27 protein-coding genes are annotated in these 26,674 nt (G+C 68.7%); 12 read left to right on the forward strand and 15 right to left on the reverse strand.

Features of this window, described 5'->3' with window-relative positions:
* Positions 1–69: 69 nt before the first annotated feature.
* The 6 genes from H7K45_RS30070 to H7K45_RS30095 are packed head-to-tail and all read right to left on the reverse strand — an operon-like array spanning position 70 to position 6,541.
* Entirely contained in the window at positions 70–2,256 is a 2,187-nt protein-coding gene (locus tag H7K45_RS30070) for an acyl-CoA dehydrogenase family protein (protein ID WP_263999854.1), read from the reverse strand.
* On the reverse strand, positions 2,253–3,101 hold the full coding sequence (locus H7K45_RS30075; RefSeq protein WP_263999855.1) for an alpha/beta fold hydrolase: 849 nt from the start codon (positions 3,099–3,101) through the stop codon (positions 2,253–2,255). Before H7K45_RS30075 ends, H7K45_RS30070 begins: the two co-directional genes overlap by 4 nt.
* 9 nt (positions 3,102–3,110) lie before the next feature.
* A complete protein-coding gene (locus tag H7K45_RS30080; RefSeq protein ID WP_263999856.1) occupies positions 3,111–3,998 on the reverse strand; it encodes an SDR family oxidoreductase in 888 nt (295 codons plus the stop codon).
* The gene (locus H7K45_RS30085; protein ID WP_263999857.1) at positions 3,995–4,426 is read right to left on the reverse strand and encodes a type II toxin-antitoxin system Rv0910 family toxin; all 432 of its coding nucleotides are present in this window, start codon (positions 4,424–4,426) and stop codon (positions 3,995–3,997) included. Before H7K45_RS30085 ends, H7K45_RS30080 begins: the two co-directional genes overlap by 4 nt.
* 25 nt (positions 4,427–4,451) lie before the next feature.
* Positions 4,452–5,660, reverse strand: coding sequence for a lipid-transfer protein (locus tag H7K45_RS30090; protein WP_263999858.1), 1,209 nt, complete (start codon positions 5,658–5,660; stop codon positions 4,452–4,454).
* A 29-nt stretch (positions 5,661–5,689) separates the two neighbouring features.
* Positions 5,690–6,541 (reverse strand): MaoC/PaaZ C-terminal domain-containing protein, encoded by an 852-nt coding sequence (locus H7K45_RS30095; protein WP_263999859.1) that lies wholly within the window; start codon positions 6,539–6,541, stop codon positions 5,690–5,692.
* Positions 6,542–6,650: 109 nt separating this feature from the next.
* Between H7K45_RS30095 and H7K45_RS30100 the strand changes: the two genes are divergently transcribed.
* Positions 6,651–7,655 carry an AraC family transcriptional regulator gene (locus tag H7K45_RS30100; RefSeq protein WP_264000072.1) on the forward strand — a complete coding sequence of 335 codons (1,005 nt, stop codon included), beginning with the start codon at positions 6,651–6,653 and terminating at the stop codon, positions 7,653–7,655.
* On the opposite strand, the gene H7K45_RS30105 is transcribed toward H7K45_RS30100, so the two are convergent.
* The 3 genes from H7K45_RS30105 to H7K45_RS30115 form a co-directional block, all read right to left on the reverse strand.
* Positions 7,652–8,752: a CaiB/BaiF CoA transferase family protein gene (locus tag H7K45_RS30105; RefSeq protein WP_263999860.1), complete on the reverse strand. Its 1,101-nt coding sequence runs from the start codon at positions 8,750–8,752 to the stop codon at positions 7,652–7,654. The two genes, H7K45_RS30100 and H7K45_RS30105, sit on opposite strands and share 4 nt — an antisense overlap.
* Positions 8,753–8,940: 188 nt before the next feature.
* Positions 8,941–9,585, reverse strand: a complete 645-nt coding sequence (locus tag H7K45_RS30110) for a CYTH domain-containing protein (RefSeq protein WP_263999861.1) — start codon at positions 9,583–9,585, stop codon at positions 8,941–8,943.
* Between the two features lie 52 nt (positions 9,586–9,637).
* A complete protein-coding gene (locus H7K45_RS30115; protein ID WP_263999862.1) occupies positions 9,638–10,585 on the reverse strand; it encodes an alpha/beta fold hydrolase in 948 nt (315 codons plus the stop codon).
* Between the two features lie 149 nt (positions 10,586–10,734).
* On the opposite strand from H7K45_RS30115, the gene H7K45_RS30120 reads away from it, so the two are divergent.
* The 4 genes from H7K45_RS30120 (at position 10,735) to H7K45_RS30135 (ending at position 15,717) form a co-directional block, all read left to right on the forward strand.
* Entirely contained in the window at positions 10,735–11,613 is an 879-nt protein-coding gene (locus tag H7K45_RS30120; protein ID WP_372512695.1) for a cutinase family protein, read from the forward strand.
* A 120-nt stretch (positions 11,614–11,733) separates the two neighbouring features.
* Entirely contained in the window at positions 11,734–14,481 is a 2,748-nt protein-coding gene (locus H7K45_RS30125; protein ID WP_263999864.1) for a helix-turn-helix transcriptional regulator, read from the forward strand.
* Positions 14,482–14,683: 202 nt separating this feature from the next.
* A complete protein-coding gene (locus H7K45_RS30130; protein WP_263999865.1) occupies positions 14,684–15,349 on the forward strand; it encodes an SH3 domain-containing protein in 666 nt (221 codons plus the stop codon).
* 71 nt (positions 15,350–15,420) lie between these two features.
* Positions 15,421–15,717: a DUF732 domain-containing protein gene (locus H7K45_RS30135; RefSeq protein WP_263999866.1), complete on the forward strand. Its 297-nt coding sequence runs from the start codon at positions 15,421–15,423 to the stop codon at positions 15,715–15,717.
* 103 nt (positions 15,718–15,820) lie between these two features.
* On the opposite strand, the gene modA is transcribed toward H7K45_RS30135, so the two are convergent.
* Both modA and H7K45_RS30145 read right to left on the reverse strand, forming a co-directional pair.
* Complete coding sequence (gene modA / locus H7K45_RS30140; RefSeq protein ID WP_372512696.1) at positions 15,821–16,624, reverse strand: molybdate ABC transporter substrate-binding protein; 804 nt, start codon at positions 16,622–16,624, stop codon at positions 15,821–15,823.
* A complete protein-coding gene (locus H7K45_RS30145; RefSeq protein ID WP_263999867.1) occupies positions 16,621–17,025 on the reverse strand; it encodes a TOBE domain-containing protein in 405 nt (134 codons plus the stop codon). Before H7K45_RS30145 ends, modA begins: the two co-directional genes overlap by 4 nt.
* A 194-nt stretch (positions 17,026–17,219) precedes the next feature.
* Here H7K45_RS30145 and H7K45_RS30150 point away from each other — a divergent pair, with 194 nt between their 5' ends.
* The 6 genes from H7K45_RS30150 to H7K45_RS30175 all read left to right on the forward strand — a co-directional run bounded on the left by H7K45_RS30150 (position 17,220) and on the right by H7K45_RS30175 (position 21,470).
* Positions 17,220–17,435, forward strand: a complete 216-nt coding sequence (locus H7K45_RS30150; protein ID WP_263999868.1) for a hypothetical protein — start codon at positions 17,220–17,222, stop codon at positions 17,433–17,435.
* Positions 17,432–18,457, forward strand: coding sequence for a hypothetical protein (locus H7K45_RS30155; RefSeq protein ID WP_263999869.1), 1,026 nt, complete (start codon positions 17,432–17,434; stop codon positions 18,455–18,457). The genes H7K45_RS30150 and H7K45_RS30155 overlap by 4 nt, the downstream gene beginning before the upstream one ends.
* Positions 18,458–18,599: 142 nt before the next feature.
* Positions 18,600–19,046: a hypothetical protein gene (locus H7K45_RS30160; protein ID WP_263999870.1), complete on the forward strand. Its 447-nt coding sequence runs from the start codon at positions 18,600–18,602 to the stop codon at positions 19,044–19,046.
* 49 nt (positions 19,047–19,095) lie between these two features.
* The gene (locus H7K45_RS30165) at positions 19,096–19,311 is read left to right on the forward strand and encodes a hypothetical protein (RefSeq protein WP_372512697.1); all 216 of its coding nucleotides are present in this window, start codon (positions 19,096–19,098) and stop codon (positions 19,309–19,311) included.
* 189 nt (positions 19,312–19,500) lie between these two features.
* On the forward strand, positions 19,501–20,100 hold the full coding sequence (locus H7K45_RS30170; RefSeq protein ID WP_263999872.1) for a hypothetical protein: 600 nt from the start codon (positions 19,501–19,503) through the stop codon (positions 20,098–20,100).
* Positions 20,097–21,470, forward strand: coding sequence for a hypothetical protein (locus H7K45_RS30175; protein WP_263999874.1), 1,374 nt, complete (start codon positions 20,097–20,099; stop codon positions 21,468–21,470). Before H7K45_RS30170 ends, H7K45_RS30175 begins: the two co-directional genes overlap by 4 nt.
* Before the next feature lie 19 nt (positions 21,471–21,489).
* Here the strand turns inward: H7K45_RS30175 and H7K45_RS30180 are convergent, their stop codons facing one another.
* From H7K45_RS30180 to H7K45_RS30190, 3 genes are all read right to left on the reverse strand, one after another.
* Complete coding sequence (locus H7K45_RS30180; protein ID WP_263999875.1) at positions 21,490–22,419, reverse strand: threonine/serine dehydratase; 930 nt, start codon at positions 22,417–22,419, stop codon at positions 21,490–21,492.
* 195 nt (positions 22,420–22,614) lie between these two features.
* A complete protein-coding gene (locus H7K45_RS30185) occupies positions 22,615–22,926 on the reverse strand; it encodes a putative quinol monooxygenase (protein WP_263999876.1) in 312 nt (103 codons plus the stop codon).
* A 2-nt stretch (positions 22,927–22,928) separates the two neighbouring features.
* Complete coding sequence (locus H7K45_RS30190; RefSeq protein WP_263999877.1) at positions 22,929–23,057, reverse strand: hypothetical protein; 129 nt, start codon at positions 23,055–23,057, stop codon at positions 22,929–22,931.
* A 553-nt stretch (positions 23,058–23,610) separates the two neighbouring features.
* Here H7K45_RS30190 and H7K45_RS30195 point away from each other — a divergent pair.
* A complete protein-coding gene (locus H7K45_RS30195; protein ID WP_263999878.1) occupies positions 23,611–25,194 on the forward strand; it encodes a Na+/H+ antiporter in 1,584 nt (527 codons plus the stop codon).
* On the opposite strand, the gene H7K45_RS30200 is transcribed toward H7K45_RS30195, so the two are convergent.
* The gene (locus H7K45_RS30200) at positions 25,191–26,627 is read right to left on the reverse strand and encodes a DHA2 family efflux MFS transporter permease subunit (protein ID WP_263999879.1); all 1,437 of its coding nucleotides are present in this window, start codon (positions 26,625–26,627) and stop codon (positions 25,191–25,193) included. The two genes, H7K45_RS30195 and H7K45_RS30200, sit on opposite strands and share 4 nt — an antisense overlap.
* Positions 26,628–26,674 lie beyond the last annotated feature (47 nt).

Consider the following 26,674-nt stretch of genomic DNA (forward strand, 5'->3'; position numbering starts at 1 on the left):
GAGCAGGCAGTTCGTCGATCGTTGCGGCTCCATGGAGGCCACCAGGCACGAATTCGACGGTGGGCGTGGTCACACTTCCCGGTCGCGGGGAAGTCCCAGCACCCGTTCGCCGATCACGTTGAGCTGGACTTCACTGGTTCCGCCGTAGATGGTCATGGCACGTGAGGACAGGGTCTTCTCGATCCAGTTGCGCGACTGCGGGTCCGCCTCCTCGTGACTGCCGGCTGCGCCGAGTTCGGCGTGGCAGAAGTCGGCGACCTGTTGGCCGAATCGCATGGACAGATACTTGGAGATGTTGGGTGCCGCGCCGGGGTCGACGCCGTACAGCTGGGCCAGTAATGTGCGGCCGTTCATCAGCGTCATGGTCTGGTTCTCGGCAAGGAGTTCGCCGAGCCGGGTCGACGGCACCTCACGGCTCTTGGCGAAGGCGACGAGGTCGTCGACGTTGGCGTTGAGCGCCAGGCCCTTGCCGAGCGCCACGCGTTCGTGGCCGAGGGTGCCTCGGGCGACCCGCCAGCCGTCGTCGACGGCTCCGATCACGCCGGAGTCGGGAATGAAGACGTCGTCGAAGAAGACCTCGGAGAACAGCGTTCCGCCGCTGGCTTCGCGAAGAGCGTTCGTCTGGATGCCGGGGGTGCTCATGTCCACGACGAAGTAGGTGATGCCCGCATGTTTTGCAGCGGTTGGATTGGTGCGGGCCAGCAGCACGCCCCACTCGGCGGCGAAACCCAGTGACGTCCAAATCTTTTGACCGTTGACGCGCCATCCGCCGTCGACTTTGGCCGCCTCGGTGCGCAGCGCTGCGAGGTCGGAGCCAGCCTCGGGTTCACTGAACATCTGGCACCACAGCACCTCACCGCGCAGAGTCGGCAGGAGTAGATTCCGACGCTGCTCGTCGGTGCCGTGGACGGCGATCGACGGCATGAGCCAGGCGGCCAAACCGAGTTCGGGGGTGACCAGTCCGGCACGCTCGAGTTCTTCGGCGATGACCACCTGTTCGACGGGGCCGGCCCCTCGTCCGTGGGGCGCCCTCAGGAACGGCATCACCCAGCCGCCGTCGGCCAGTCCGATGAGCTGCGCGTCGTCGCCGAGGGCTGCGAGTTGTGCGAGCTCGGTGCGCACGGCGGCACGATATTCGTCTGCGCCGGCGGGGAATTCGTAGTCGAAGGTGCGACACGGACCCTCCAGCGCCGCGGCGGCGACGGTTTCGGCGCAGTCCCGGCTGCGGCCGAGCAGCGCCCGCGCGGTGAGAGCACGCCGATAGTAGAGGTGCGCGTCGTGTTCCCAGGTGAAACCGATGCCGCCGAGCACCTGAATGCAGTCGCGGGCAGCCGACACCGCGGCGTCCGGTGCCACCAACCGCGCGACCGCGGTGGCGAAGCCCACGGCCGCGTCACGCGAGTCCCACGCCCGGGCGGCGTCCCAGACGGCAGCCCTGGCCTGTTCGAGGACGACGGCGGCCCCGGCGCAGCGGTGCTTGACGCCCTGGAATTGCCCGATCGGCCTACCGAACTGAACGCGGACCTTGGCGTATTCGGCGGCGGTGGACACGCACCAGGACGCGAGTCCCACCGCCTCGGCGCCCAGCACGATCGTCGCGAGGTGGTCGACGGAAGCGCTGGTGATCCCGAGAATGCGGTCCGCGGGCACGTTGATCTCATCGGCGACGACGATAGGGATCTTGCGGGTGACGTCGACGGCCTCGGTGGGCGACAGGGTGACGTCGACGGCGTCCAACGCGACGAAGACGCGTTCGCCGTTCACGTCGACCGGCACGATGAGGACCTCGGCCAGACCGGCGCCCAGCACGGCCGTGTGGCCGGTGACGACCAGCGCGTCGGTGGCGTCCCGGCTGCCAGTCAAGCCGTCGGCGAGGCCGACGGCGCCGCGGCTCGAACCGTCGACGAGACCGGGGAGCAGGGCGGTGGCCGCCTTGCCGTCGTCGGTGCCGAGCACGGCCGCGGCGAGCACGGTCGCGACGAGCGGTCCGGGCGCGCAGGTGCGTCCGAGGGCTTCGAGCGCCACGGCGAGCTCGAGCAGTCCGGCACCTTGTCCGCCGTGCCGCTCCGCGACGTGCAACCCGAGGACGCCCTGTTCTGACAGCAGGGGCCAGAAGTCGGGGATGACCTCGGGGGCTTCGACCGCACCACGTAGGACGTCGGGGGTGAGGTGACGGCGGGCGAGTCCGTCCACGGCTCGGGACAATTCGCGCTGCTCGTCGGTGAGGCCGAGGCTTAGTCGATAGTCGGTGCTCATTCTGACTCCTTGTCTGTGGTGGTGAGTCGTGCTGCCATGGCGGCGATGTCGTCGGGGGCGTCGAGGTGCGGGCAGTGTCCGGCGTCGTCGAGCACGACGAGGGTGCTGCCGGGCAGCGAGATGTGAAGGCGCCGGCTGGCGGTCAGGGACACGATGTGATCGCGACGTCCATGCACCAAGGTCACGGGGCAGTCGATTGGTCCGACGCGCTGACGGGTGGACACCTCGCCGGCATAGGCGACCGCCGAGCGCATCAGCCGACGCGATGCCGTGCGGTTCGACAGCTGCGCGGTGACGAGCGCGATCATGTCGGGGTCGGCGTCGGTTCGTCGACCGTAGAGCAGCAGGCGGGCGACGGCGTCCACGACGGGACGTCGGATCGCGCGGGGTGCGGGCACCTCTGCGAGCAGTGCCACGCAGCGCAGGTCGCCCATCGTGCCGACCCGGATGGCCGGTGTCCACCCAAAACCCGCTGCGGCCGTTGCCAGCACGGCGGCGACGGGCGTCCTGCGGCCGGCCGCGCGCAGAGCAGCCAGGGCGCCGAGCGAATTGCCCACCAATACGACGGGTGCCGAGCTGCCGTGGTGGTCGACCAGGCCGTCGACGAAGGCGTCGAGTTGCGGGAGCCCCGGTCCGGGGCGGGTGTCATCGGCATGGCCGAAGCCGGGCAGGTCGACGGCGATCGCCGACCTGCCTGCCTGGCCCAGCCGTTGCAGCACCGGGCGCCAACAGTCGGCGGGGTGGCCGAACCCATGCAACAGCACGATGGTCGGGCCGTCTCCGTCGACGCCCAGTTCGCGCGTGCGGTAGCCCGCGTACCGCACGCCCGGGTGTTCGTTGATCATCGGCGCGGGTCAGTTAGCCCAGCCGTCCAATTGGGACGGCAGCTCGTCGAGCACCCAGGGGCCGTCGACTTCGACGTCGTCGACGATCGTCCAGCCCCGTAGTCGCGACACCGCCCCGCCCTGAACCGCGAGCACCTGCCCGGTCAGAGGGCACTTCTCGCTCCCGAGGTAGGCGACGACGGGCGAGATGTTGTCCGGGCTGAAGGCATCGAACTCTCCGTCGGGAACCTCTTCGGCGAAGATGGCCCCCATGCCGGGGGTGGCGAGCGTGAGTCGGGTGCGGGCGACGGGCGCGATCGCGTTGACGCGGACGCCGTAGCGTTCGAGTTCCTCGGCGGCGACCAGGGTCATGGCCGCGATCCCGGCCTTCGCCGCGCCGTAGTTGGCCTGGCCCGGAATCACCGAGAACGTGCCCGATGCCGACGCGGTGTTGACGACGGCGGCGTTGGGTTGGTCGCCGGCCTTGGATCGGGCCTTCCAATACGCCGCGGCGTGGTGCAGCACGTTGAAGTGGCCTTTGAGGTGCACGCCGATCACGCTGTCCCACTGCCCTTCCTCCATGCCCGGCAGGAACGCGTCGCGCAGGATGCCCGCGTTGTTGACCACCACGTCGAGTCCACCGAATTCGGCGACTGCCTGCTCGACGATGCCTGCCGCCGCGGCGAAGTCGGCGACGCTGGAGGTGTTGGCGACCGCAGTGCCGCCAGCGGCGCGTATCTCGTCGACGACCTGCTGCGCAGGTCCGGTGTCGCCGCCTTCACCGGTATTGGACCCGCCGGCGTCGTTGACGACGACCATGGCGCCTTGGGCGGCGAACAGCAGAGCGTGTGAACGTCCGATCCCGCGGCCGGCTCCCGTGACGACGGCGACGCGGCCCGCGAGTGTGCCCGTACTCATTCGACGATCGCCGCCAGCTTCTCGAGGGACGCGTCGAGTTCCTTCTTGGCAGAGCGCTCGATGGCCTTGCCGATGGCCCCGACCATCATCTGGCTCACGAAGTCGGCCTGTGCCGTCACGCGAGCGGCCTCGTCGTCCGGTTCGACGGACAAGGTGAGACTGATCTTCGCGCCCGCCATCCCGGTTCCGCTGAGTTTGACCAGGGTCGGGGGCTCGAACTCGTCGGCGGTGAGGGTGATCGTGTTGGCCATGCCCATGATGGTCAGCACTGCGGTCATCTGGCTTCCCTGCGCCACGGTGTCGGGAACCTCGCCCTTCCACTTGGTGAACAGGGTGTTCCACTCCTCCCAGCGGGCAAGGTCGGTGAGCACGGCCCACACCTTCTCCGCGGGGGCGTTGACGACGCGGTCGACGTTGGTTCCTGCCATGAGTGCTTCTCCTTCTCGACGACGGTCAGCGGTTGGCTGGCCGGTAGGCGGTTACCACGGCGGATCCGCCGAGGCCGATGTTGTGCTGCAACGCAATTCGTGCACCGTCGACCTGGCGACCCTGAGCTTCGCCGCGCAGTTGCCAGGTGAGTTCGGCGCACTGGGCCAACCCGGTCGCTCCGAGGGGGTGGCCCTTGGAGATCAGCCCGCCGGAGGGGTTCACGACCCAACGCCCGCCGTAGGTGGTGTCATCGCCGTCGACGAGGTGGTGTCCCTCGCCTTCGCCGCAGAGTTCGAGAGCCTCGTAGGTCAACAGTTCGTTGGGAGCGAAGCAGTCGTGCAGTTCGATGACGTCGACGTCGGCCGGACCGATTCCGGCCTGCTCGTACACCTTCCGTGCCGCGGTGCGAGTCATGTCGGCACCCACCAGGGTGGCCAGGCTGCCCGATTCGAACGTGCCCGCGACGTCGGTGACGAGTGCTTGACCGACGATCTCGACGGCTCGGTCGCCGAGGTCGTGCTCGTCGACGAAGCGCTCCGAGGCCAGGATCGCGGCCCCGGACCCGTCGGAGGTCGGCGAGCACATCGAGCGCGTGAGCCCTGCGGCCGGATAGACCATCTTGTCGCCGGCGATCTGCTCGGTGCTGTACTCCTGCTGAAACTGCGCCTTCGGGTTCTTCGCCGAATGGCGGTGGTTCTTGACGGCGATCTTGACGTAGTGGTCGGGTGACGAGCCATATTTCTCGTTGTGTTCGATCCCGGCGGCACCGAACATCCAGGGGGCCGGCGGGAAGTAGATCTCGCGCAGTTCGGCCATCGCCAGCAGGTGCTGCTGCATTGGTTGTTCGCGGTCGTCATATGTGGTTCCCAGGGAACCGGCCTGCATCTTCTCGAAGCCCAGAGCCAGTGTGCAATCGGCGATTCCGCCGCGAATCGCCTGCGCGGCCAGGAACAGCGCGCTCGATCCGGTGGAGCAGTTGCTGTTGACGTTGAACACCGGGATGCCGGTCAGTCCGAGCCCGTAGACGGCCCGGTGGCCCGAGCACGACTCGCCATAGCAGAAGCCGGTGTAGGCCTGTTCGACGGCGCCATACTCGATGCCGGCATCCGACAGCGCGTTGCCGCCAGATTCCTGGGCCATCGCCGGGTAGTCCCACGCCTCACGGCGCCCGGGCTTCTCGAACTTCGTCATGCCGACGCCGACGACGAACACCCTGTTGGATGAGTTGCTCACGTGCTTTTGGTCTCCTAACGGTTTCGGCTCTAGCGGAACTCGGCAAGGCCATCGGTGATGACGTACTTGTCGGGCTCTTCGTCGCCCCGCGTCTCGAAGCGGTAGGTTCCGTCGGTCGCGTGCCATGCCGAGGTGGTGATGGTCTCGCCGGGAAACGCCGGTTTCGACATCCGTACCGCCAGGCGCTCGAGCCGCGCGGGATCCTCGGGACACACGGTGGCGATGAGGGCGTGGGAGGTGAAGGCAATGGTGCACAAGCCGTGGATGATGATGCCGGGCAGACCCATCTGCTTGGCGAAGTCGTCGTCTAGATGAATCGGCATCGGGTCACCCGAGGCCGGTGAGTACCGAAACGTCTGGTCGTCGTCGAACCGAGCGGTCACGGTGACGGCCGGCTCTTCGGCACGTAGGTGGTCGGGGAAGGTGTGTCCGGGGCTTCTCACGCCAGCCGAGCCGTCGAACTCACCGCCGCGAAAGAAGCCGACGAAGTACTGCTCATTGACGAGTTCGCCCTGAGTGTCCCGGGTTTCGATCAGAGTCGTCACCACCACCCCGGACTCCTTGCCCTCGATGCCGACGGGCTTGGCGCGGACGGTGAGGACCTCGCCGGGCTCGATGGGCCGATGAAACCTGAAATCGTGCTCACCGTGCAGGATTCGCATCATCAGCTCATCGGGGACCAACGACATGGTCGCGTCGGCCATCATGACGGTCACCGGCACCACGGCGAATACCGGTGGTGCGTAGACGCCGTCGAGGTGTGCGGCGATCGGATCATTCGTCGCCAGGGCGTAGGCCACGCACTGTTCGGGGTCGACCTTGAAATCGCGTTCCACGCCCCACTTGTCGAGAAGTTCGAGGTGAAAACCGTCTGATTGCATGTCTGCGACGCTATGGTCCGCGCCGGTCGAAGACGAGGACCGCAACGTACGCAATCGTTGACCGGAACGCTCGGCGGGCTCGCTTGGTAGTTTCAGTGCCGTGGCTGAGATGAGCCCGACGGGCTACACGATTCCGATCGGCCGTGTGCAGGCCTTCGTCGGGCTGGGTCTGCGTCAGGGGTGGAACGTCGAGGAGATGTTGCAGCGTGCGGGCATCTCCCCGCTGTTGCTGGCCGAGAACCGCGCCCGTGTCACCGACGATCAGGTCGCCGCGCTGGTTCAAGCGCTGTGGTCGGCCACCGACGACGAATTGCTGGGGCTCGGCGCGACCAGCATGCCGCGCGGGTCGTTTCGCATGATGATCTACGCGCTGGTGTCCGCGCCCGACCTGGCCTCGGCGTTGGAGCGCTATCGACAGTTCAGTCGGGCGCTTCCCGCGGTTCCGCCGGCCGCGGTGTCCACGGTGGGCGAGGAGCTGCGAATCTCGGTGGATCTAAGTGGCCTGGGCGGCGACCCGGTGGACCTGCTGGTCGATGCACTACTGGCGTCGCTGCACCGGTTCATCGGTTGGGCGATCGGTCGTCAGATCGCGCTCCACCGCGTCGAGGTGCCCTATCCACGACCACCCGGCGTCGACGACTACGACCTGATCTTCGGCGCCCCGGTGGTGTTCGACGCCCCGACGGCCATGCTGGTGTGTGGCACCGGTGTGCTGACCGCGCCGCTGGTGCGCTCCGAAGCCGAACTGGAGGAGTTCGTCCGCAACGCCCCGGGTGATCTGCTGTCCCGGCGGGACTACGGCACCTCGGTGGCCAACCAGGTCCGCCACATGATCAAACCAGGTCGGGGGCAACGACTTCCGGCGATGGACGAGGTGGCCGTCCGGCTGTCGATGAGCGAACAGACCGTCCGGCGCAGGCTGCGCGAGGAGGGAACGTCGCTGCGAGACATCCGCGATCAGGTGCTGCGTGACGAGGCGATCGCTGCGTTGACCAATGGGCACGAGACCATCGCGGAGCTCGCCGACAGGCTCGGTTTCTCTGAGGTCAGCGCGTTCGCCCGCGCGTTCCGTCGCTGGACCGGCAGCCCCCCGGGTTCCTACCGTTCGTCCTAAGGGGCGGGCAGGCCCCACGCCGCCAGCACGTCGCGCACCGATGTGGCGTCCTTCGTATGCGCCGCGGGGACCGGCAGTGGTGTTCTGCTGAACCGGGGCGCTGGTGCCGGCTGCCGCAGACCGCCGACGTCGACGAAGGTGCCGCGGGCGCGGTTGTGTGGGTGCTCGTGAGCTTCCCACGGCGACAGCACCGGTGTCACGCACGCGTCGGAGGAGGCGAACACCTCCGTCCACTCGTCGCGGGACCGTTCCTTGAATCGGGCGGTGATCACACCCCGCAGCGTGGCCCAGCCGGTCCGGTCGAGTTGGAAGGGCAGCTCGGGGTCGTCGATGCCCAGCAGGGCCAGCATCTGGAGGAAGAACGGGATCTCCACGCATCCCACGGCGACGAATTGGCCGTCGCCACATTCGTAGGTGTCGTAGAACGGCGCAGCGCCGTCGAGCATGTTCTCCCCACGCGGCTCGTTCCACAATCCGACGTCGTGCAGGCCGTGCATGAACGCGGTGTAGAGCGCCGATCCGTCGAGCATCGCGGCGTCGATCACCTGACCCTTCCCGGAGGTCGTCCGCTCGTAGAGGGCGGCCACGACGCCCATCGCGAGAAGCATTCCGCCACCGGCGAAGTCGCCGACGATGTTGGCCGGCGGTACCGGACGCTGCCCTGCGCGGCCCACCAGGTCCAGCGCGCCGGAGACTGCGATGTAGTTGATGTCGTGACCGGCGGTCGGGGCCAGCGGGCCATCCTGACCCCACCCCGTCATGCGTCCGTAGACCAGCCGCGGATTGCGGCCGAGCAGGTTCTCGGGCCCGATGCCGAGCCGCTCGGCTACACCGGGACGGAACCCCTCGACGAACACGTCGGCGTTCTCGACGATCGCGCGCAGTCGTTCGAGGTCGTCGGCGTCCTTCAGGTTCAACGCCACGCTGTACTTGCCGCGGTCGAGCGGGCCGTCGGGCGGGACGAGGCCGTCGCCCGGCGCGCCGCCGCGTTCGATCCGCACCACTTGCGCCCCGAGGTCGGCGAGCACCATGCATCCGAACGGGGCGGGCGCCAAGCCTGCCATCTCGACGACTCTGACTCCTCGAAGCGGTCCCATGGCGTCGACGCTAGATGTGGTCGACGAGCCGCGGCCATGGCCCGACCGCACAGGATCCTTGACCCAATCGCTCACTGCGCCACGGAGGCATCAGGTGAAACGCTCATGTGGGGGCGACATGGAACCACTCAGCAAGCGCCCGTGCCCCCATGGGCCGTAGTCGCGACTCTGACGGCGACCGGCCGTCGTCACGGCCTGGGCTGGCGGCCTTCGACTTCGTTCGTGCCCAGGTGTTGAACGAAACGGGGCCCGGTCTTCGACAGCTCGTCACGGTAGTTGGCGGCCCAGTCGACGAACGGGTGATGGGCCAGATACTCGTTGCGGAACCGGTCGTCCTCGGACACCTCGGTGACGCAGAACGCGGGGATCGTCAGATCGACGACCGGAGTGTTGCGTTCGACCTCGGCCAGTAAGAGGGGTGCGTTGCGGCCGAGGAACCGGTCGACGATCCAGCCGTCCTCGCCGAGCCACGCCGAGTAGCGAATTTTGGTGATGACATGGTCTGCGCGAGAGACGATCTGACCGGCGACGACCGGGTCGAGTTCGCGTTCGGCTTCGTAGCGGGTGCCGCCCGCGGCCGGGCCCTTGGCGGTCATGGTTCCGATCGCGTCGGCGTCAGCAAGGCTCGTGACGTCGACGCGACTGTTCGGAGAAGCATCGAAGTCGACGGGGGCGGGGCCCTGCAGTCGAACGCGAACCGCGTACCCGTCGGCGGCGAACAGGTAAGCCTGCACGATCAATTCGGGCTGTGGGTCGAGGGCAGTCACAGCGGGCATCTCGCGGACGTAGAACTTCCGCTCGAACTCGAAATCGCCGAAATCGGAGTCAGACATCTTGCGACGGTAACGCCTGGACACCGTAATCGCTGGTAGGCAACGCCTCGAGTCAGGTTGCCGTCGGCACACCGACGAATTCCACACCGGCGGTGATCGCCGGTCGGTGGCGAAGGATCCGGTAGTGAGCCAGCCGCCCGAGTCCCTTCGTCGTCAGCAGTCGCGCGCCCGGCCACGTCGCAGCGAGCCGCTGGCTGGCCAAGTACGGCGCATCGGGGTCGTCCGGATCGTGAATGACGAGAAGCGGCGGGTACCCGGCAAGGCGGCCGACGTGCTCCATGTTGGTCTCGTGCAGCGGCATTCCGATTCGCTTCTCGAGACGGCGCTGCAGCCCGGCCCGAATTCGGCGGCCGAAGTCGTGCCGTGCGGCGAACAAGTCCAGGTACAGGGGGAAGTCACCCATCGGCGACAGCAGAACCAACCGCCCGACGGAGGCACCTTCGGCCGCCGCGCACACCGTGGCATTTCCGCCGAGCGAATGGGCGACCACCGCATGGGCCGGCCCGTGTGCCTCGATCATCGCCTTGATCGCCGCCGCGCACTCGACGGACGTGGTCCGTCCCGGGGCCAACTCGCCGTGGTCGGACTCGTTGTGACTGGGCAGGTCGAACGCGATGACGCGGTACCCGGCTGCGACGAGTGGCTTGATGAACATCGCCAGGTGCGGACGTCGGCCGCCCCAGCCGTGAACCAGATATACCGGCGGTCCCTCGCCCCATTCCTCGCCGACGACCCGGTGCCCATCCCAGAAGGCCTCGAGCGGCTTGCCCGGTGGCACGCCCGGCGGCAGCCGCAGAGCGGATTCCATGACGGGCGGTGTACACCACAACTCCACCGCCCACCGCGAGCCCACTGCGGGTGCAAGCCGTTCCAGAATGCGGAAACGCCTGCGGACGTCGTCGGCGACCGGAGGAAGGATCTCGGAGCCGACGACGTCGAGTGGGGGTATCGCACCCACCGGGGCCGACGCCGAGGTCCGGTCAGACTCGCGTTCCGTCATGACCGTCGATCGCGTCGAGTGATGGCACGCGGCGACCCTAGCAGCGTCTTGCCGAAGGTCCAGTTGGGTGGGGTGTCACGGGTTCGCTGAGAAGCGCGTCAAATGTCGACGATGTCGCGTTTGCGCTGACAGGGGGTAACATCTGCCGGGTGCGACACCATCGCGGGCGTAGCTCGCTGACGACGAAGGCCCGGTTGGCCGGTGCTGGCGCCGCGGCGCTGGTGATAGCGGCACAGCAGTGGATTCCCGTTGCCGTGCCGCGTGCCTCCGCCGCCGACTGCGCCGACGCCGAAGTGGTCTTCGCGCGTGGGACGGACGAGCCGAAGGGCATCGGCAAGGTCGGCTCTGCCTTCGTCGACTCGCTGCGCGAGCAGGCCGTCGGCATGAACATCGCGACATACGGGGTGGATTACGACGCGGGCAAGCTCCAGCTGGGCAGCGGGGACGGCGCCAAGGATGCGATCAAGCACATCAAATCCATGGCTGAGTCGTGCCCCGACACCAAGATCGTGTTGGGTGGCTACTCCCAGGGGGCGGACGTCGTCAACATCGTCGCCGGCAATCCCATCGTCGGAATCGCTTGGGGGCCAGCGCTTCCGTCGGCGTTCGCAGGAAATGTCGCGGCGGTGGCGACCTTCGGCAACGTCGCCAACCGCTCGGGTACCAAGCTGCCGTCCCAGTCGGCGATGTTCACCGGCAAGGCCATCGATCTGTGCAACCCGACGGATCCGATCTGTCACGCGGGTGAGGGCAACGCGTGGAGCGGGCACACCGACGGCTACGTGCCGGTGTACACCACGCAGGCTGCGGTCTTCGTGGCGTCGACGCTGATGGCCGGGTCGAGCGTGGCCGTGCCGGGGTTCACGCCACCCACGGTTCCTGGACAGCTGCCGGGGTACGACCCGACCCTGCCCGGGTACGGCACGCCAACCCCGGTCTACGCGTCGCAGCCGCAGGGCTCGGACCACATGCCGCCCGGCTACGTCCCGTCTGCGCCCGACCCCTCCTTCGTGGGCGGCCTGCCGTGACGTTCCTCTTCGCCTGGCCCGGATTCTAGGAACCCGTTGGCCCGTCGGTTGAGTGATCGACTGCAGCCGGTCGCGCGCCAGGCCGGGCGTGTTCGACGTCGCAGTGAGATGCTGCGAGGTATGGCGACCAGCATGGTGGGCCGCGCGGCAGAAGCTCGCGCCGTCGCGACGCTGCTCGACACGGCGATGCACACCCCCGCGGGGCTCGTCCTCGACGGCGAGCCAGGGATTGGCAAGACGACGGTGTGGCTACACGCCCGGGACGCCGCCGCCGCGCGCGGATTCACGGTTCTGACCGCTCGGGCGAGCCAAGCGGAGTCGGTGTTTGCCTATGCTTCGCTCTGTGACCTGCTGATCGACGTCGGTGATCTCGGGGCCGATCTGCCGGTGCCGCAGCGGGATGCGATCGCACAGGTGCTAGCGAGGACGAACGGCAACGGAGCCACCGACCTCTATGCGGTCGGCGCCGCGGTGCTGAGCATCCTCAACCGCTGTGCACGTCAGGCGCCGGTGCTCCTAGCGCTCGACGACCTGCAATGGATGGACAGCTCCAGTCGTACCGCGATTGCGTTTGCCGTTCGGCGACTGCGGGGGCCGGTCGCGGTCCTGGGCACCACGCGAATCAGGACACCGGACAGCCGGTCGACCGCGTGGCTTCAGCTGTTCGACCCCACTGCGCTCCGTCGTCACACGCTGGCCCCGCTGCCCGCGACGGACCTGCAGTTGGTGATCTCCGATGAGTTGGGTGTGCGGCTCTCGGTCCCCGACGTCATGCGTGTTCACCAGATCTCCGGCGGAAACGCCTTCTACGCAGTCGAACTCGCGCGAGCGCGCGGGCGGCGCGGAGAGCTGGTTCTGTCGCAGTCGTTGACCGAACTCGTCCGCGCTCACATCGACGGAATCGACCACGACGCGAGACGTGCGCTGCTGATTGCGGCCGCTGCGACCACGCCAACGGTCGAGCTGGTGTCCGCAGTATTGAACACCGACCCTGCACGCGTGGTGCACTTCGTCAACGCCGCCGCATCCGCGGGGATTGCTCGGCTGGATGGCAACGTCGTCGTCTTCGCCCACCCCCTGCTCGCCATGGGTGTCTACGAACAGGCAACGGACGCCGAGCGCCGTGAGGTTCATCGTCGGTTGGCAACGCTGGTGCCGGAGCCGGAGTCGCACGCTCGGCATCTCGCGCTCGCCGCGACGGTGGGCGACCCCGCCGTCGTGACCGCCCTCGAGGTGGCAGCGATGTCGGCCGTGAGGCGCGGAGCCCCTGCGGCCGCCTCTGAGCTGTTGGAGCTCGCCATCCAGCACGGCGGCGACACTCCCGAGCGACGGATACAGCTGGCGAGCATACGGTTTGCATCAGGTGACGCACCGCGTGCCCGAAGTCTTCTCGAGGATCTGCTGGCGGAGTTGCCGCCAAGCCCTCTTCGGGGGCACGCGGTGGCGCTGCTCGGATCGGTGCGCATGCTCGACGACAACATGATTGCCGCCGTGGCGTTGTTCGAGGAGGCCTACGGGCTTGCCAGGGACGACGTTGCGCTCGGGGTCAGTGCATCGCTGTCAGCGGCCTTCGCGCACTACAACGCGGGCGACTACGCAGCGGGTGCCGGGAAGGTCGAGCGGGCCGCGAAGGACGCGGACGAGTTGGACGACCCGGGGACGTTGAGTGGCGCTCTTGGAATGCTGGTCCTGATGAACTTCGCCATGGGCAGGGGTGTCGACGAGGAGGTCCTTCGACGGTCGATCGATTTGCAGGACCGTGCCGCGCAAACCCCGATTCCACTTCGTGCCACTATGCACCGTGCTCAACTCGCCTGCTGGACAGGATATTTCGAAGAAGCCCTCGCCGAGTACGACCTCATCCGACTGACCTGTGTCGACCGGGGTCACGAAACTGACATCCAACACGTCACACTGCAGATGTTCATGGCCCAGCTCTGGCGCGGCGACTATCCGGCCGCGCAGGCGAGCGTCGACGACATGACGGCGCGGGCGCAGCTCCTCGACGGTGAGATCGCGCTCATCGCCGCTAAGGCAATGCGGTGCGGCCTCGAGTCCGTGCGCGGGCACGTAGACGAAGCCCGCAACTTGGCCAAGGCGGTGGCCGCCGCGGCGGATCGACGGGGACTGCAAACCGTCGACGACGGGACCCGGGCCTTCATCGCCGCCATGGAGATCTCGCTGGGGAATCACGAATTGGCATTGGCCGCGGCCGCGCCGTCCCTCTTCGGCGGACGCATGGTGCCGCTGGGGACCGAGATCGTCACCTCGCTGTGCGTTCCCGACGGTGTCGAAGCGCTGATCCATCTCGACCGTCAGGACGAGGCTGTGACCTTCATCCGCCTGCTGGAGACCAACGGTGAGCGAAACGACCGACCCTGGATGCTCGCGATGGGAGCCCGATGCCGCGCCATGTGGCACGCCAAGAACGGCGACCTCGACAGCGCGCTGACGACAGCTGAGTTGGCGATGAAGCACCATGCTCGGCTGCCTATGCCGCTTGAACAGGCGCGCACTCAGTTGCTCGTGGGGCAGTTGCTTCGTCGACATCGCCGGCGCGACGCCGCAGAGCGAACGCTGCGACACGCGTCGACGACTTTCGAGCAGCTCGGTGCTCCGCTGTGGGCCAACAGGACTCGAATCGAACTGGACCGGATGGCCGGACCCCGGGACGTGTCGAACCTGACCCGGTCGGAGAGCCGCGTCGCCGAGCTCGCGGCCAACGGGCTGTCGAACAAGGCCATTGCCGCTGAGCTGTTCATCAGCCACAAGACCGTCGACGTCCATCTCGGCCGCGTCTACCGAAAGCTGGGGGTGCGCTCGCGATCCGAACTCGCCAGGGTCATGACGGAGCCCGGCGCACCCTGACGGCCGCCTGCCACCCGGAGAACATAGGGGAGACGCCCTATTTCACGACGGATCCGTCGCAGCTAACTTGCCTCTAGGTCGGGAACCCGGCAAGAGCCTGTAAGGGGAAGTCATGCAGTCCGTGCACCAAAATCGCCGTTTCCGTCGTCGTGCCACGACGCCGGACAGCCCCCGACACCATCACCGGCGTGCAGTCGCCGGCGTGGTCTTCGTCGCGCTGGCCGCCGCGACGGCCGTCGACGGAGTCCCCACGGCGTGGGCGCTCCCGCCGCTTCCCCTGGCGCCCACATGCACCGACTACGTCTATCCGTCCAGCTTCGAGCTGATGCAGGACAACGGCATCCTCGTCGCGATCAACGACAACGGCGATCGATTCGACGGCGGCGGCGCCAGCTATACGGTCCCCGGCAAGCCCGACGTGACAGGCATCTCGACGGGACGACGGACCGGCCGCAGCATCGACATCTCCGTCAACTGGAGCAACGGCTTTAGCAACCACTACACCGGTCAAATCGGCGACGACCTGGTCGCCAGGGGCAGCACCGTGAACAATTTGGGGACAAGCAATTCCTGGTATTCGCTGGCCAAGTTCACGTGCGTCACCCCGGCTCCGCCACCGCCACCGCCACCGCCACCGCCCCCGTCCTCCTCGTCGGCCACGCCGCCTCCTCCGGCGGGTACGTCCGCCACTGCGACCGGAGACGTCGACGTCTACGACGCGCCGGGAGGCGGCGGGAACGTCACCGGCACACTGCGTCAAGGTCGGTCGGTGCAACTCGTGGAGCGCCGTCCCGACAACTGGTGTCACGTCACCGGCGCGAGCGTGCCCGGCGGCGACGGCTGGGTGTGGGGCGACTTCATCAGCTGACCCTCACCCGCCCACGCGCCGATACCGAACACCACCACCCAGGAGTGACGATGAAACTCGAACATGCTCTCATGGCTGCGATCTCGTTGGCGGCAATCGTCGCAGGGCTCTCCTGCGCGCCCTCGGCGATGGCGGAACCACGCGACGACTTCCTCGACGAGTTGGCTACGTTGAACGTGATCCTGCCGGGCGCAACGCAGACCGACACCATGCAGGCGGGCTACTACACCTGCGACTCGCTGCGCCACGGTGTCACCGTGCTCGACGCTATGGACGCCGCGGAACGGGACTTCCGACTGTCGCCGGGGCAAGGCACGCTCTTCGTCAGCGCCGCCACCACCAACCTATGCCCTGACTTCGCCGGTTGAGGTTCGACTGCAGCACTAGCGCAGGCCACTTCGAGGGCAGAAAATCGGGACGACCGGGTGGGTCGCCGGTCTGGGCGTGAAGGGCTTCGCCACCGGCGGTCCGTCACGGTGCCGCGAAACCCGCTGCCTTCAAGACCTTTTGGCCATCTGGGCCGGTGACCAGGTCGAGGAACTTCTGCGCGGTGGCGGTGTTCTTCGAGTCCTTCAACAGCGCGATCGGGTAGGTGTTGACGGCCCCGCTTGATTCCGGGAAGGGCACCGCGGTGACCTTGCCGCCGGCCGCAGCGGCGTCGGTGACGTACACCAGACCCGCGTCGGCCTGGCTGGAGATGATCTTCCCGAGTACGTCGGTGACGGCAGATTCCTCACTCACCGGCGCCAACGTCACGCCGGTCGCCTGCTCGACCGTCTTGGTCGCCGAACCGCACGGAACCTGCGGCGCGCACACCACCACCGCAGTGTCGGGTTGAGCCAGGTCCGCAAACGTCTTGATGCCCTTGGGATTTCCCGGCGGTGTGACGATCGTCAGCGTGTTGGAGGCGAAGTCGACCGGCGTGCCCGCGACCAGGCCCGCGTCCTTGGCCTTGGTCATGTTCTTCTCGTCGGCGGAGGCGAACACGTCCGCGGGCGCCCCGCCGGTTAGCTGGGTGACCAAGTCCGACGAGCCGGCGAAGCTGAACGTGACGTTCGTACCGGGGTTGTCGGTCTTGAATCGTTCACCCAGCTCGGTGAAGGTGGACTTCAACGAGGCGGCAGCGAAGACCGTGATGTCACCGGCGACGGTCGAGGAGGACGGCGCGGTGCTGCCCGCCGTCGGCGCCGCAGTGTCAGTCTGCGACGACGAGCACCCGGCCACCAGGGCCGCGGCACTCAACGCGGCGACGGCGACGCCCAGAAACGATGTCACGCGGTTCCTCCCACGGTTTCGACGACGACGTTCGTCGCCTTGACGACGGCCACCGCGACGACTCCCGGCTCGAGCCCGAGTTCGGTGGCCGACGAGCTGCTCATAAGCGAGACGACGGTGAACGGCCCGCACTGCATCTGCACCTCGGCCATCACCCGGTCGACGGTGACCTTGGTGACCAGGCCGACGAACCGGTTGCGCGCGGAGCTCGAGGCGCCATGCGGGTCGGGTGGGGGTACCGCGTGATCGCGGGCGAACTCGGCCAAGACGTCGCCGGCGATCACCATGCGACCGGCGCCGTCCTTCTCGGCGGTGAGGCTGCCGCTGTCGATCCAGCGGCGCACCGTGTCGTCGCTGACACCGAGCAGCACGGCCGCGTCCCTGATCCGAATGGCCTGCACGGCCCACCATCCCTACCCGTCATGAACCGCGGATGCGGAGAAATTCCTCGAATTGCTCTGCTTCTGAGGTCGAATCGAAAAAGAGTATACGCAGACGCGTGTCCCAGGCGTCTTGTCCGTCGGCCCGGTGAGGTCGAACCGGCGACGTCTGGGCGGTGATCTGACGTCGACGGTCCCGATGGTAGGAAGTGGGCGTGACGGACACGACTTCAGAGCTTGCCGCAGCACTCGGCGCGGAGCCGCCCGCCGCGGTCGCAGCGCTCCCGGCCGAGGTGTCGGCCCGGCTGGCCGCGCAAATCGAGGACGCCAGCGCCCGCCAGGCCGCGGCGATGGAGGCCGGGGTCAAGACCGCGCTCAAGGGCGTCCCGCTGCCGCTGCGCGGGATGGTCCGAAAGGCGTTGCTCGGATGACGGCCACGACGTCGCGCCCCGAGCTGGCGTCGATCGCCCGCCTGCTCGGGGTCGAGGTCGACGACGTGCACGGTCTGGACGGCGTGTCAGACGACGATCTCCGCGAGCTGCACGACCAGATCGCCCATCGCCTCTCCGAGGACAAGCGCCACAGGTTCGGGCGGGTGGCCGCCCTCTCGAAGTCGATCCCGGGTCCGATCGCCGGGCGGCTGGCCGAGAAGTTCCTGCCGCCGGCAGGGGCGGCGCTCGTCGCCGAACTGCTCGAGCCGGCCAAGGCCCGCGATCTCGTCGACCGGGTGTCGGTGACTTACCTGGGCGACCTGGCGATCGCGCTGGATCCGGTGCGCGCACAGGACGTCGTGCGGGCGATACCAGCTGAGCGGGTGGGTGAGGTCTCCCGGGAGTTGTTCAGCCGCAAGGAGTATGCGGCCATGGCGCGGTTCGTGGGGGCCGTCGAGGTGGACGCGCTGTTCGCGGCGCTCGGCGTCGCGGCGCCCCACGACCTGCTCGCCGTCGTGCCCCTGCTGACGTGGAACGACAACCTCGATCGCGTGATCGCCGAGCTCCCCGAGCCTCAGATCCACCAGATCGCCGAGGAACTCGACGCCGGTGAACTGGCCGAACTGGCCCTGGCCCTCGACCCGCACCGGTTCGGCCCCATCGTCACCGCCGTGCCGGTCGACACGGTCGCCGACATCGCGATCGCGCTGCTCGACGACGGCGAGTACGCGGCGATGGTCGGATTCTCCGGCGTGATCACATCTGAGATGCTCTCCGCCGCCGTGGATCGCGCCACCGATGACCACCTCGTCGGGGTGGTGTCCGCGGTCGACTCCGGTGACTCGTGGGCGAACTTCGACCACCTCGTCACCGGACTCGACGACCGAGGCCGTGGTCGACTGGTCACCGCGCTCGGCGCCGTCGGGGCCGATGCGTTCTCCCGGCTGCAGGCGGCAGGGGCGGCCGGCCAGCTCGGGGCAGAGGCGTCGAACCTGCTGGTCGCGGCGGCCGCCCTGCGCTGATCACCCGTGCTGAGACCTGGCAGGTCCCTGCCGAGTCGCTGGGCGACGTGTCCGCGGGTTCTCCGACGCACGGGTAACCTTCAGCCGCGTGCGGATGGGAAATCGGAAATGGCGGGATTACGTATCGGCCAGGGGACTGCTGATGACCGCCTTGATCGTCGCGACGGCGGTCGTCGTGGCGGTGACCATCTGGTATCCGCGCAGCGTGCCGACCGACGCGCCGGACGAGAAGTACCCGCCCGCCGCGACGTCCGAGGCGCCCGTCGCGCCGGAGCCCACGCCGGCACCGGCGATCACGCCACCGGCTCCAGCGGCTCCACCGGTCGCCGAACCGCCGCCCGCTCCGTCGTCCACCTCGGCCGCCGAGGCCCCGCCCGCCGCTCCGGCCCAGACGTACACGCCGACCTACACCCCGACCTACGTCCCGCCGCCGGCGGTCAGCGAGACACCCGCGGCACCGGCCCCGTCGACGTCTGCCACCCCCTCGCCCAGCGCGGCGCCCACCACCCGGTCACGCCCACGCACCAACGTCACGCGTTCGGACAACCCGTACTACGTGCCGCCCTACACCGGTGCGCCCAAGCCCTGATTCGGCGTTTGACGGCTGTGGTTCCCGGCTAATCGCCAGCATGCGAAGAGTGACCCTCCGTACGACCGTCGTCGCCGCACCCGTCGTCGCGCTGTCGCTGCTGACTGCCGGGACCGGTTCGGCTGATCCGCTCAACTGCGTGAACGGGCAGTTCTGGGATCCGATCACCAACACCTGTCAGACACCGCGCCCGGCCGACAACTGCGCGCCCGGCGATTACTGGAACGCGCTGTCCAACGTGTGCCGACCGCTCGGCCAGCTCTGATCTGGGCCGGGTCTGCCGCCCGGCACGTAGGATCGACACCGTCGCGCCCCGCACATTGGCGCACACCGAACCGCCCCCGCCCACGCGCTCCGCGCACGGGTGGGGGCGGTGTCGCGTGACAGCATCGACGACCGATTCCCGTCCGGATTGCCGCCCCCGCAGGGTGGGCGGCAGTGCGAGACTGTGACGGTGCAGCAGCTACCTCCTCTCGGCGTCCTCGGTGATCTACCGGCGCGGGATTTCGTGGTCTCACCCGGCTTCGCCGGCGTCGCCGCGCTGGCGGCGGCGATCGTCACCGCGGGTGCGGTGCTGTACGCGTCGCGACGAGCCCGCCAGCGGTCCGAGGTGCAGCGCGTGGAGGACGAACGACGCCACGACCGGGCTCGCGGCGACGCCGAGAAGGCCTTGCTTTGGGAGCGGTGGCAGTGGGTCGTCGACACCGCCGGGATCGAACCGGCCGTCAGCGAGAACGCCACGCTCGGGCTAGGGCCGGCCGTGGCGCTGGAACTGCTGAGTGGGCTCCTGCGCGACGCCGAGCGCCTCGGCGACGACAGTCTTGCCAGGGCCGTGGCGGTACACCAGGAACAGCTGCTCCTCGTGCTGGCTCAGCAGGCTGGTCCGGTGTCCGACGTCGCGACGCCCACGCGCCAGCCTCGCAGGCGACGCATCGCCGACGTCGCGACCGCCGACGAGGGTTCGGCCGACGACTTGACGGAGCCCAAAACAGCTGCCTTCGCAACACCTTCCACCGAGGTGAAGGAGAGCAGTGGCGGGCGGCGACGCCGGTGACCACCACCCGCCAGCACATCGAGGATCTCGACGTCGACCGGTGGGCGGCGTTGACCAAGCGCGCCGCGGCCGACGCCGTCGCCACCGCCGAGCGGCTGGGTCTGGAGCCGCGCACCGAGACGGTCGCCTTGGCCGGGATGTCCGAGCAGGAACTGGCCCAGCACCGGCACCACAACGGCCCACCCGTGCCACGGCGGTCGCTGGCGATGCAGGTCGTCGAGGCCGACCATCTTCGTAGCGCGGCCGAGGAGCGAGCGCGCATCGCACACCAGGGCAGGCTGGACGCCGAGGCCGCAGCCTCCTTGGCGCGCAGCGCGGCCGAGGAGTCGGCCCGTGCGGCGGATGCGGCCGGTGAGCGGATCCGCGCCGTGGAGGCCGACTCTGCGCGCAAGGACGCCGAACGCCGGGCCGAGCGTGCGGCTGACCTGACGTCGCTGCAGCAGGCGCAGGCCGACGTCGAACGGATCAGTGCGGAGGCGGCGGCGGAGGCTGCTGCTGCGGCGGAGAAGGTGCGCGCGGCGCAAGCACGCGCCGAGGAGCGCAACGCCGAGCGGGCGGCCGACCGTGCGGCGGCAGAGCAGACCGTGCAGCACCTGCAGGCCGAGATCGAGCGCATCCGCGCCGACGCAGCGGCCGAGGTCGCCGCTGCCGAGCAGAAGGCCCTCGCGGCCCAGGCCCGCGCCGAGGACCGCAGCTCGGAACGGGCGGCCGAGCGCGCGACGGTCGAGGAAGACGTGCAGCGGGTGCGCCGGGAGCTGGAGAAGGTCCGGGCGGACGCGGCAGCGGAGGTGGCCGCTGCCCAGGGCACGGCCGCCGCCGACGTGGCCGCCGCCCACGCCGCTGCCGCCGCCGAGGTCACGGCCGCCCAGGACGCCGCGGCCGCCGAGGTCGCCCGTTGGGAGAGCCACGCCAGGGAAATGGAGCGATGGGCACGGGCGGAGGTGGCGACGCAGCTGCTGACGATTCCCGTCCCGCCGTTCCAGGTGCGAGCGCGCACGGGGTCCGTCGAGAGCACGATCGACACGCTGTATCAGATCGACCACGTGCTGGAGGTCGCACTGGCCGACGTGAAGTCCTCGTTCGTCCCCGACCGCGACTTCACCCTCAACTTGATTTGGAAGGTTCAGGAGCAGGCCAAGGAGGTCACGCGCGAGCTGGCGGTGCTACCCACGCGGTACGCCGACCACGAACAGGCCGAGGCGGCAACCACCTATGCGGTCGCCGCGGGGGACGCCTTCCGGGCGTTGCTTCAACGCGTCGACGCCGCGGTGCTACGGCTGGGGACGCGGTACCGAAGTCCCGACGCCGACATCATCGAGGCGGTGACCGCGATGCTGGCCGACCTGCGGGCCCAGGGGCTCTACGACTAGATCGCCGGGCGACGTCGACTCAGGTCAGCGTGGCGGGATCGGTGTTCGCCCCGCACACGACCACCGCGACGCGTTCGCCCGCGGCGGGCACGTAACTCCCCGAGTGCAACGCGGCGAACGCCGTCGCACCGCCATACTCGGCGGCGATGCGATAGTCGTCCCACAACGCGGCGCGGGCCGCCACGACGTCGTCGTCGGACACCAGGACGCTGGTCACCGGAAAGCGGCTCACCACGTCCCAGCAGATGTCGCCGACCCGTCGAGCGCCGAGGGAGTCGGCGGCGACGCCCGACACCGCGACGTCCACCGGATACCCTTGAGCTAGTGCGGCATTCAGCGTCGGGATGGTCTGAGGCTCGACGGCCACCACTCTGGCGCGACCCTCGAGACCGGCCAGCACGCCGGCGAGCAGACCACCTCCGCCGACGGCGACCACCACGACGTCGACCGACGGTCGATCCTCGAGCACCTCCAGCGCCAGCGTTCCGGCGCCCGCGGCGATGGCCGGCTGGTCGTAGGCGTGGCAGAACACCGCCCCCACGTCCTCGGCGTGGCGGACGGCCGCGTCGTAGGCGTGGGCGTACTCGGTGCCCACCCGCCGCACGTCGGCGCCGTACCGGCGGATCCGGTCGACCTTGACGATGGGCGCCGACTCGGGCACGAACACCGTGGCAGGCACTCCGACGTGGGCGGCGGCGTAGGCGTTGGCCAGTCCCGCATTGCCGCCCGAGGCCACCACGATGCCGACGCCGGGGTCCAGCTCGCCGTCCTCCCGAGCCGAGAGGACGCGGTTCAGCGCGCCACGCGCCTTGAACGACCCGGTGTATTGCATGAATTCGCACTTCAGCCACAGCGGGGTGGCTCCCGAGGCGACGTCGACCATCGGTGTCCGTCGGACGAGGCCCGTCAACCGGCGCGCCGCCTGCCTGACGTCCGAGTCGTCGATCACCGGTTCATTCAAGCCGATGCCGAGTGCCCGACGTCGAGGACCCGCGGAGGGTGATCGCTCGCGTGGTGTCGGCAGCGGCGCCGACGGCGTCGAATTCTTCGTCGCTCAGGGTGATCGGGCAGCTGCGAGATTCTGCTCGAGGTGTTCGACCCGTGAGGTGCCAGGAATGGGCTAGCTGCGACGGGGACGAGGCACTCAGGTCGTGGCGATGTCGACCACGCCGAGGGTCGACACCCGCCGGTCGGTCAGCAGCGGCCGGACTCCTCCCACCACCAGCTCCTGGTAGTGAGGGGAGGCAAGGTGGGCCTCGAGTGCGGCGCGGTCGCGATACCGTTCGACAAGGACGAGGCGGGTCGGGTCGTCAGCGTCTTGGAGCGCTTCGTAACCGAGGCACCCCGGCTCGGCGAGCGACCGCGGTGTGAGTTCGGCGACGAAGCCGAGCACCGTATCCAGGTCGTCCGCGCTGGTCTGCCAGTGCGCAACTATCACCACGACTTCCGGCACCACGCTCACACCCTCGCTCGCAGAGCGTCGGCCAAGGACTCTCCGACGGCCTGCACCTCCGGATTGCCCGTGATGTCGACCATCGGGCCAAGGCCACCACAGAGGAACACGGCGTCGTAGTCCAGCATGTTCACCTCAGAGAGTTTACGGCTGCGGGACGGGCGGCGGTGCGCCTTGCCGTCGCGGAAGGACGCCTGCACGGGGTCGTCGCCGTCGAACTCGTCCTCGGGGGTCGGCCGACTCGTCGCGCACGTTCACGGTGCCGTGGGCACCGTATTCTCCTGCCAGGGTGAACTTTTCGTCGCGACAGTCGAATCGTTGGGCTGGCCGTCGACGGAGATGACGTGGTCGTCGGGGGTGAGCATGTGCTTGGCGGAGCCTACGTTGGGGTCTGAGCATTTCGGCCCACGTCGGGAACGTCGACCTCCTCGATCTGCAGCGGTTCGTCGTAGTCGTGCATGCGCGCGGCCCGCATCTTCATGGTGCTCTCCTGTGGGGTGGTGAATCGTTGTCGTGCAGCGACATTGATCGTCGACTTCTCCGTAGCGAGCGGGTGACGAATCGAGACTGTCATCGCACGTGGGGGCGCGACCATCGCACGCCGGGGGATGTCTAGTGCGCCAGACGCTGCGGGGGAGGATGATCGCACGCGCACCGGTGCCGGGCCGTCGGGGAGAGGGGCTTGTCATGAACCACGTCGAGGTGTTGGTCACCGGCCTACTGCTGGCGGTAGCCGCGCTGGGGGCGCTGGCCTGCCGGCTCTCGGTGCCGTACCCCATCATGCTCGTCTTAGGCGGTGCGGCGTTCGGTTTCATCCCCGGGCTGCCCGAGGTGCGGCTCGAACCCGAACTGGTCCTCGCCCTGTTCTTGCCGCCGCTGCTGTACAAGTCGGCGATCTACGCCAACTTCGACGACTTCCGGACCAACCTGCGCGGTCTGACGCTGAGCACGGTGGTGTTGGTGTTGGTCACCATGGCCGGCGTCGCCGCGGCGGCCCACGCGGTGATCCCCGGCATGTCGTGGCAGACGGCATTCGTGTTGGGCGCCATCCTTTCTCCGACCGACCCGGTGGCCGCCGCCACGATCATGCACCGCCTCGGCGCGCCCCGGCGGTTGGTCAGCGGCATCGAGGGCGAGGGGTTGTTCAACGACGCCACCGCACTGGTGGCCTACCGAGTGGCCGTCGCGGCGACGGTGGCCGGGGCCTTCTCGCTCGCCGACGCCGGTCTCCGGTTCGTGTTCGGGGTGCTCGCCGGCCTGGGCATCGGCGTCGCCGTGGGACTGATGTCGGCCTGGGTGCGCCGGCACATCAGCGACCCGCAGATCAGCGTCACCATCTCGCTGCTCACCGGGTACGCGGCCTTCCTGCCCGCCCAGGCCGTCGACGCGTCCGGCGTGCTGGCCACGGTCGCGGCGGGCATCGTCATGGCGATCCGCAGTCCGGAGGTCCTCGACGCACGCCCCCGCCTGCAGGGCTACTTCGTGTGGGACATCGTCGACTTCTTGATCAACGCAACACTCTTCGTCATGACCGGATTGCAGCTGCGCGCCATCGTCGGGGGCCTCGACGACTACTCGCCGGCTGCGCTCGCCGGGTACGCCGTCGTCGTGACCGCGGCCGTCGTGCTCATCCGGCTGGCCTGGTTCTTCGCCGTCCCCTCGCTGACCGACTTCGTCGACCGCCGGTCGGGCCGCCCACCGCGGCGCCTGAGCGCGTCGTGGCGGCTGATCATGGCGTGGAGCGGCATGCGCGGCGCGGTCTCGCTCGCGGTGGCACTCGCCCTGCCGCTCGCCGTCGGGGACGGATCGGCCTTCCCACAGCGCGATCTCGTCGTGTTCCTCACCTTCGTCGTCATCTTCTTCACCCTCGTGGTGCAGGGACTGACGTTGCCAGCCTTGGTCCGCCGCCTCGACTCCGACGACGACGAGGACACCGACGAGGAGATCCGGGCCCGCCTGGTCGCGGCCAAGGCCGCGCTGGCCGAGATCGACGCGCTGGACGCCGAGGAGTGGACGCGGGGTGACACCGCCGAACGGATGCGAGGTCAGTACGACTACCGCGCCCGCCGCTTCGCCGCCCGGCTGGGCAAGGTCGAGGACGAGGGCTACGAGGATCGTTCGCAGGCCTACCAGGAGATGGTGCGACTGGTGCTTCAGGCGCAGCGGCAAGCACTGGTCGACATGCGGCGGGAGGGCCGCCTGTCCAACGAGATCCTCAACCGGATCCTGCGTGATCTCGACCTCGAGGAGTCGCGCCTGGAGGCGACCTAGTGAGTCGGGGTGCCGCCTGCCGGCAGCGGTCGGGTCGCGGTGAAGAACGCCAGCACCACGGCGACGGCGCCGATCAGGGCCGCGGTGACGAAGGCGGCGTGCACGCCGGGCATGTCCGGCGCGCCACCCGAGGCCGACGCCGTGGTCATCACCGTGACGAACAAGGCGGTGCCCGCTGCGCCGGCGACTTGCTGCAACGTGGTCATGATGGCGCTGCCGTGTGAGTACAGGCGGTCGGGCAGCGCGCTGAGCGCGTCGGTCATCAACGGCGTGAACATCGTCGACAGCCCCAGCATCATGACCGTCTGCAGCGCGACGAGTTCCCAGATCGGAGTGCGGGCCGACATCGTCGCGAATCCGCAGAGCGAACCGAACAGCAGGATCGAGCCGGGTACGACGAGGCGCCGGGCGCCGTGACGGTCGTATGCCCGTCCGACCAGCGGTCCCGCCAGACCCATCAGCAGTCCGCCGGGCAGGCTGGTGAGTCCCGCGACCAGCGCGCTCTTGCCCAGCACGTCCTGCACGTAGAGCGGCACCATGATGATCGCGCCGAACAGTCCGGTGAATCCGATGACCACCAAGGCGACCGACACCGAGAAACGGCGGTGGGTGAAGGGTCGCAGATCGAGGAACGCGCGATCCTCGCGCTGCAACCGCAGCTGCCGCGCACCGAAGAGTCCCATGGCCGCCGCTCCGACGCACAGCGGCACCCACGCGGGCACGGTTGCACCGGCGCTGCCGGAGGCCCCCAGCTCCGAGAGACCGAACACCAAGCCCGCGAACGCGATTGCCGACAGGGGTACCGAGACGGGGTCGATGCGGGTGGGCTGCTCCCGCTCGTCGGCGACGCGCAGCCACACCACACCCGCGACGAGCGCGAGCACCGCGATGGGCAGCACGATCCAGAACATCCACCGCCAGTCCAGCGACCCGAGGATGACACCGGACAGGGTGGGTCCCACGGCAGGCGCGACGGCGATGACGATCGAGATGGTGCCCATCGTCTGCCCACGGCGCTCGGCCGGAATCAGTTTCATGACCGTCGTCATCAGCAGCGGCACCATGACGGCGGTACCGCAGGCCTGCACGATGCGCCCGGCCAGGAGCACGGCGAACCCGGGCGCCAGCGCCGAGATAAGGGTGCCCGCGCAGAACGACGACATCGACGCGATGAAGATGGCCCGGACCGGGAAGCGCTGCAGCAGCGATCCCGACATCGGGATCACCACGGCCATCGTCAACAGGAAGCCACTGGTCAGCCATTGCGCGGTGCGGGCGGCGATGTCCAGGTCGACGATCAACACGGGCAGCGCGACGCTCATGATCGTCTCGTTGAGGATCATGACGAACGCGGAGAACACCAGCAGCCCGATGACGACGCCCGCACCGGGCAGTGCCTTCGGCGCGGCCTGCGATCGTTCTCGGGTACTCACGGCACACTCCTCGGGGTTGGTTAGCCTGACTACTGAGGGTAGGCGTC

This window comes from Mycobacterium yunnanensis, from assembly GCF_025823185.1.
Classification (GTDB): domain Bacteria; phylum Actinomycetota; class Actinomycetes; order Mycobacteriales; family Mycobacteriaceae; genus Mycobacterium; species Mycobacterium yunnanensis.

What these genes read in the sequence shown, in the direction of transcription:
- H7K45_RS30125 (WP_263999864.1), top strand. Translation starts at nt 11,734, where the DNA reads ATGGCGACCAGCATGGTGGGCCGCGCGGCAGAAGCTCGCGCCGTCGCG.
- H7K45_RS30195 (WP_263999878.1), top strand. Translation starts at nt 23,611, where the DNA reads ATGAACCACGTCGAGGTGTTGGTCACCGGCCTACTGCTGGCGGTAGCC.
- H7K45_RS30135 (WP_263999866.1), top strand. Translation starts at nt 15,421, where the DNA reads ATGGCTGCGATCTCGTTGGCGGCAATCGTCGCAGGGCTCTCCTGCGCG.
- H7K45_RS30115 (WP_263999862.1), bottom strand. Translation starts at nt 10,585, where the DNA reads ATGACGGAACGCGAGTCTGACCGGACCTCGGCGTCGGCCCCGGTGGGT.
- H7K45_RS30080 (WP_263999856.1), bottom strand. Translation starts at nt 3,998, where the DNA reads ATGAGTACGGGCACACTCGCGGGCCGCGTCGCCGTCGTCACGGGAGCC.
- H7K45_RS30160 (WP_263999870.1), top strand. Translation starts at nt 18,600, where the DNA reads ATGACCGCCTTGATCGTCGCGACGGCGGTCGTCGTGGCGGTGACCATC.
- H7K45_RS30085 (WP_263999857.1), bottom strand. Translation starts at nt 4,426, where the DNA reads ATGGCAGGAACCAACGTCGACCGCGTCGTCAACGCCCCCGCGGAGAAG.
- H7K45_RS30155 (WP_263999869.1), top strand. Translation starts at nt 17,432, where the DNA reads ATGACGGCCACGACGTCGCGCCCCGAGCTGGCGTCGATCGCCCGCCTG.
- H7K45_RS30095 (WP_263999859.1), bottom strand. Translation starts at nt 6,541, where the DNA reads ATGCAATCAGACGGTTTTCACCTCGAACTTCTCGACAAGTGGGGCGTG.
- H7K45_RS30070 (WP_263999854.1), bottom strand. Translation starts at nt 2,256, where the DNA reads ATGAGCACCGACTATCGACTAAGCCTCGGCCTCACCGACGAGCAGCGC.
- H7K45_RS30105 (WP_263999860.1), bottom strand. Translation starts at nt 8,752, where the DNA reads ATGGGACCGCTTCGAGGAGTCAGAGTCGTCGAGATGGCAGGCTTGGCG.
- H7K45_RS30075 (WP_263999855.1), bottom strand. Translation starts at nt 3,101, where the DNA reads ATGATCAACGAACACCCGGGCGTGCGGTACGCGGGCTACCGCACGCGC.
- H7K45_RS30110 (WP_263999861.1), bottom strand. Translation starts at nt 9,585, where the DNA reads ATGTCTGACTCCGATTTCGGCGATTTCGAGTTCGAGCGGAAGTTCTAC.
- H7K45_RS30100 (WP_264000072.1), top strand. Translation starts at nt 6,651, where the DNA reads ATGAGCCCGACGGGCTACACGATTCCGATCGGCCGTGTGCAGGCCTTC.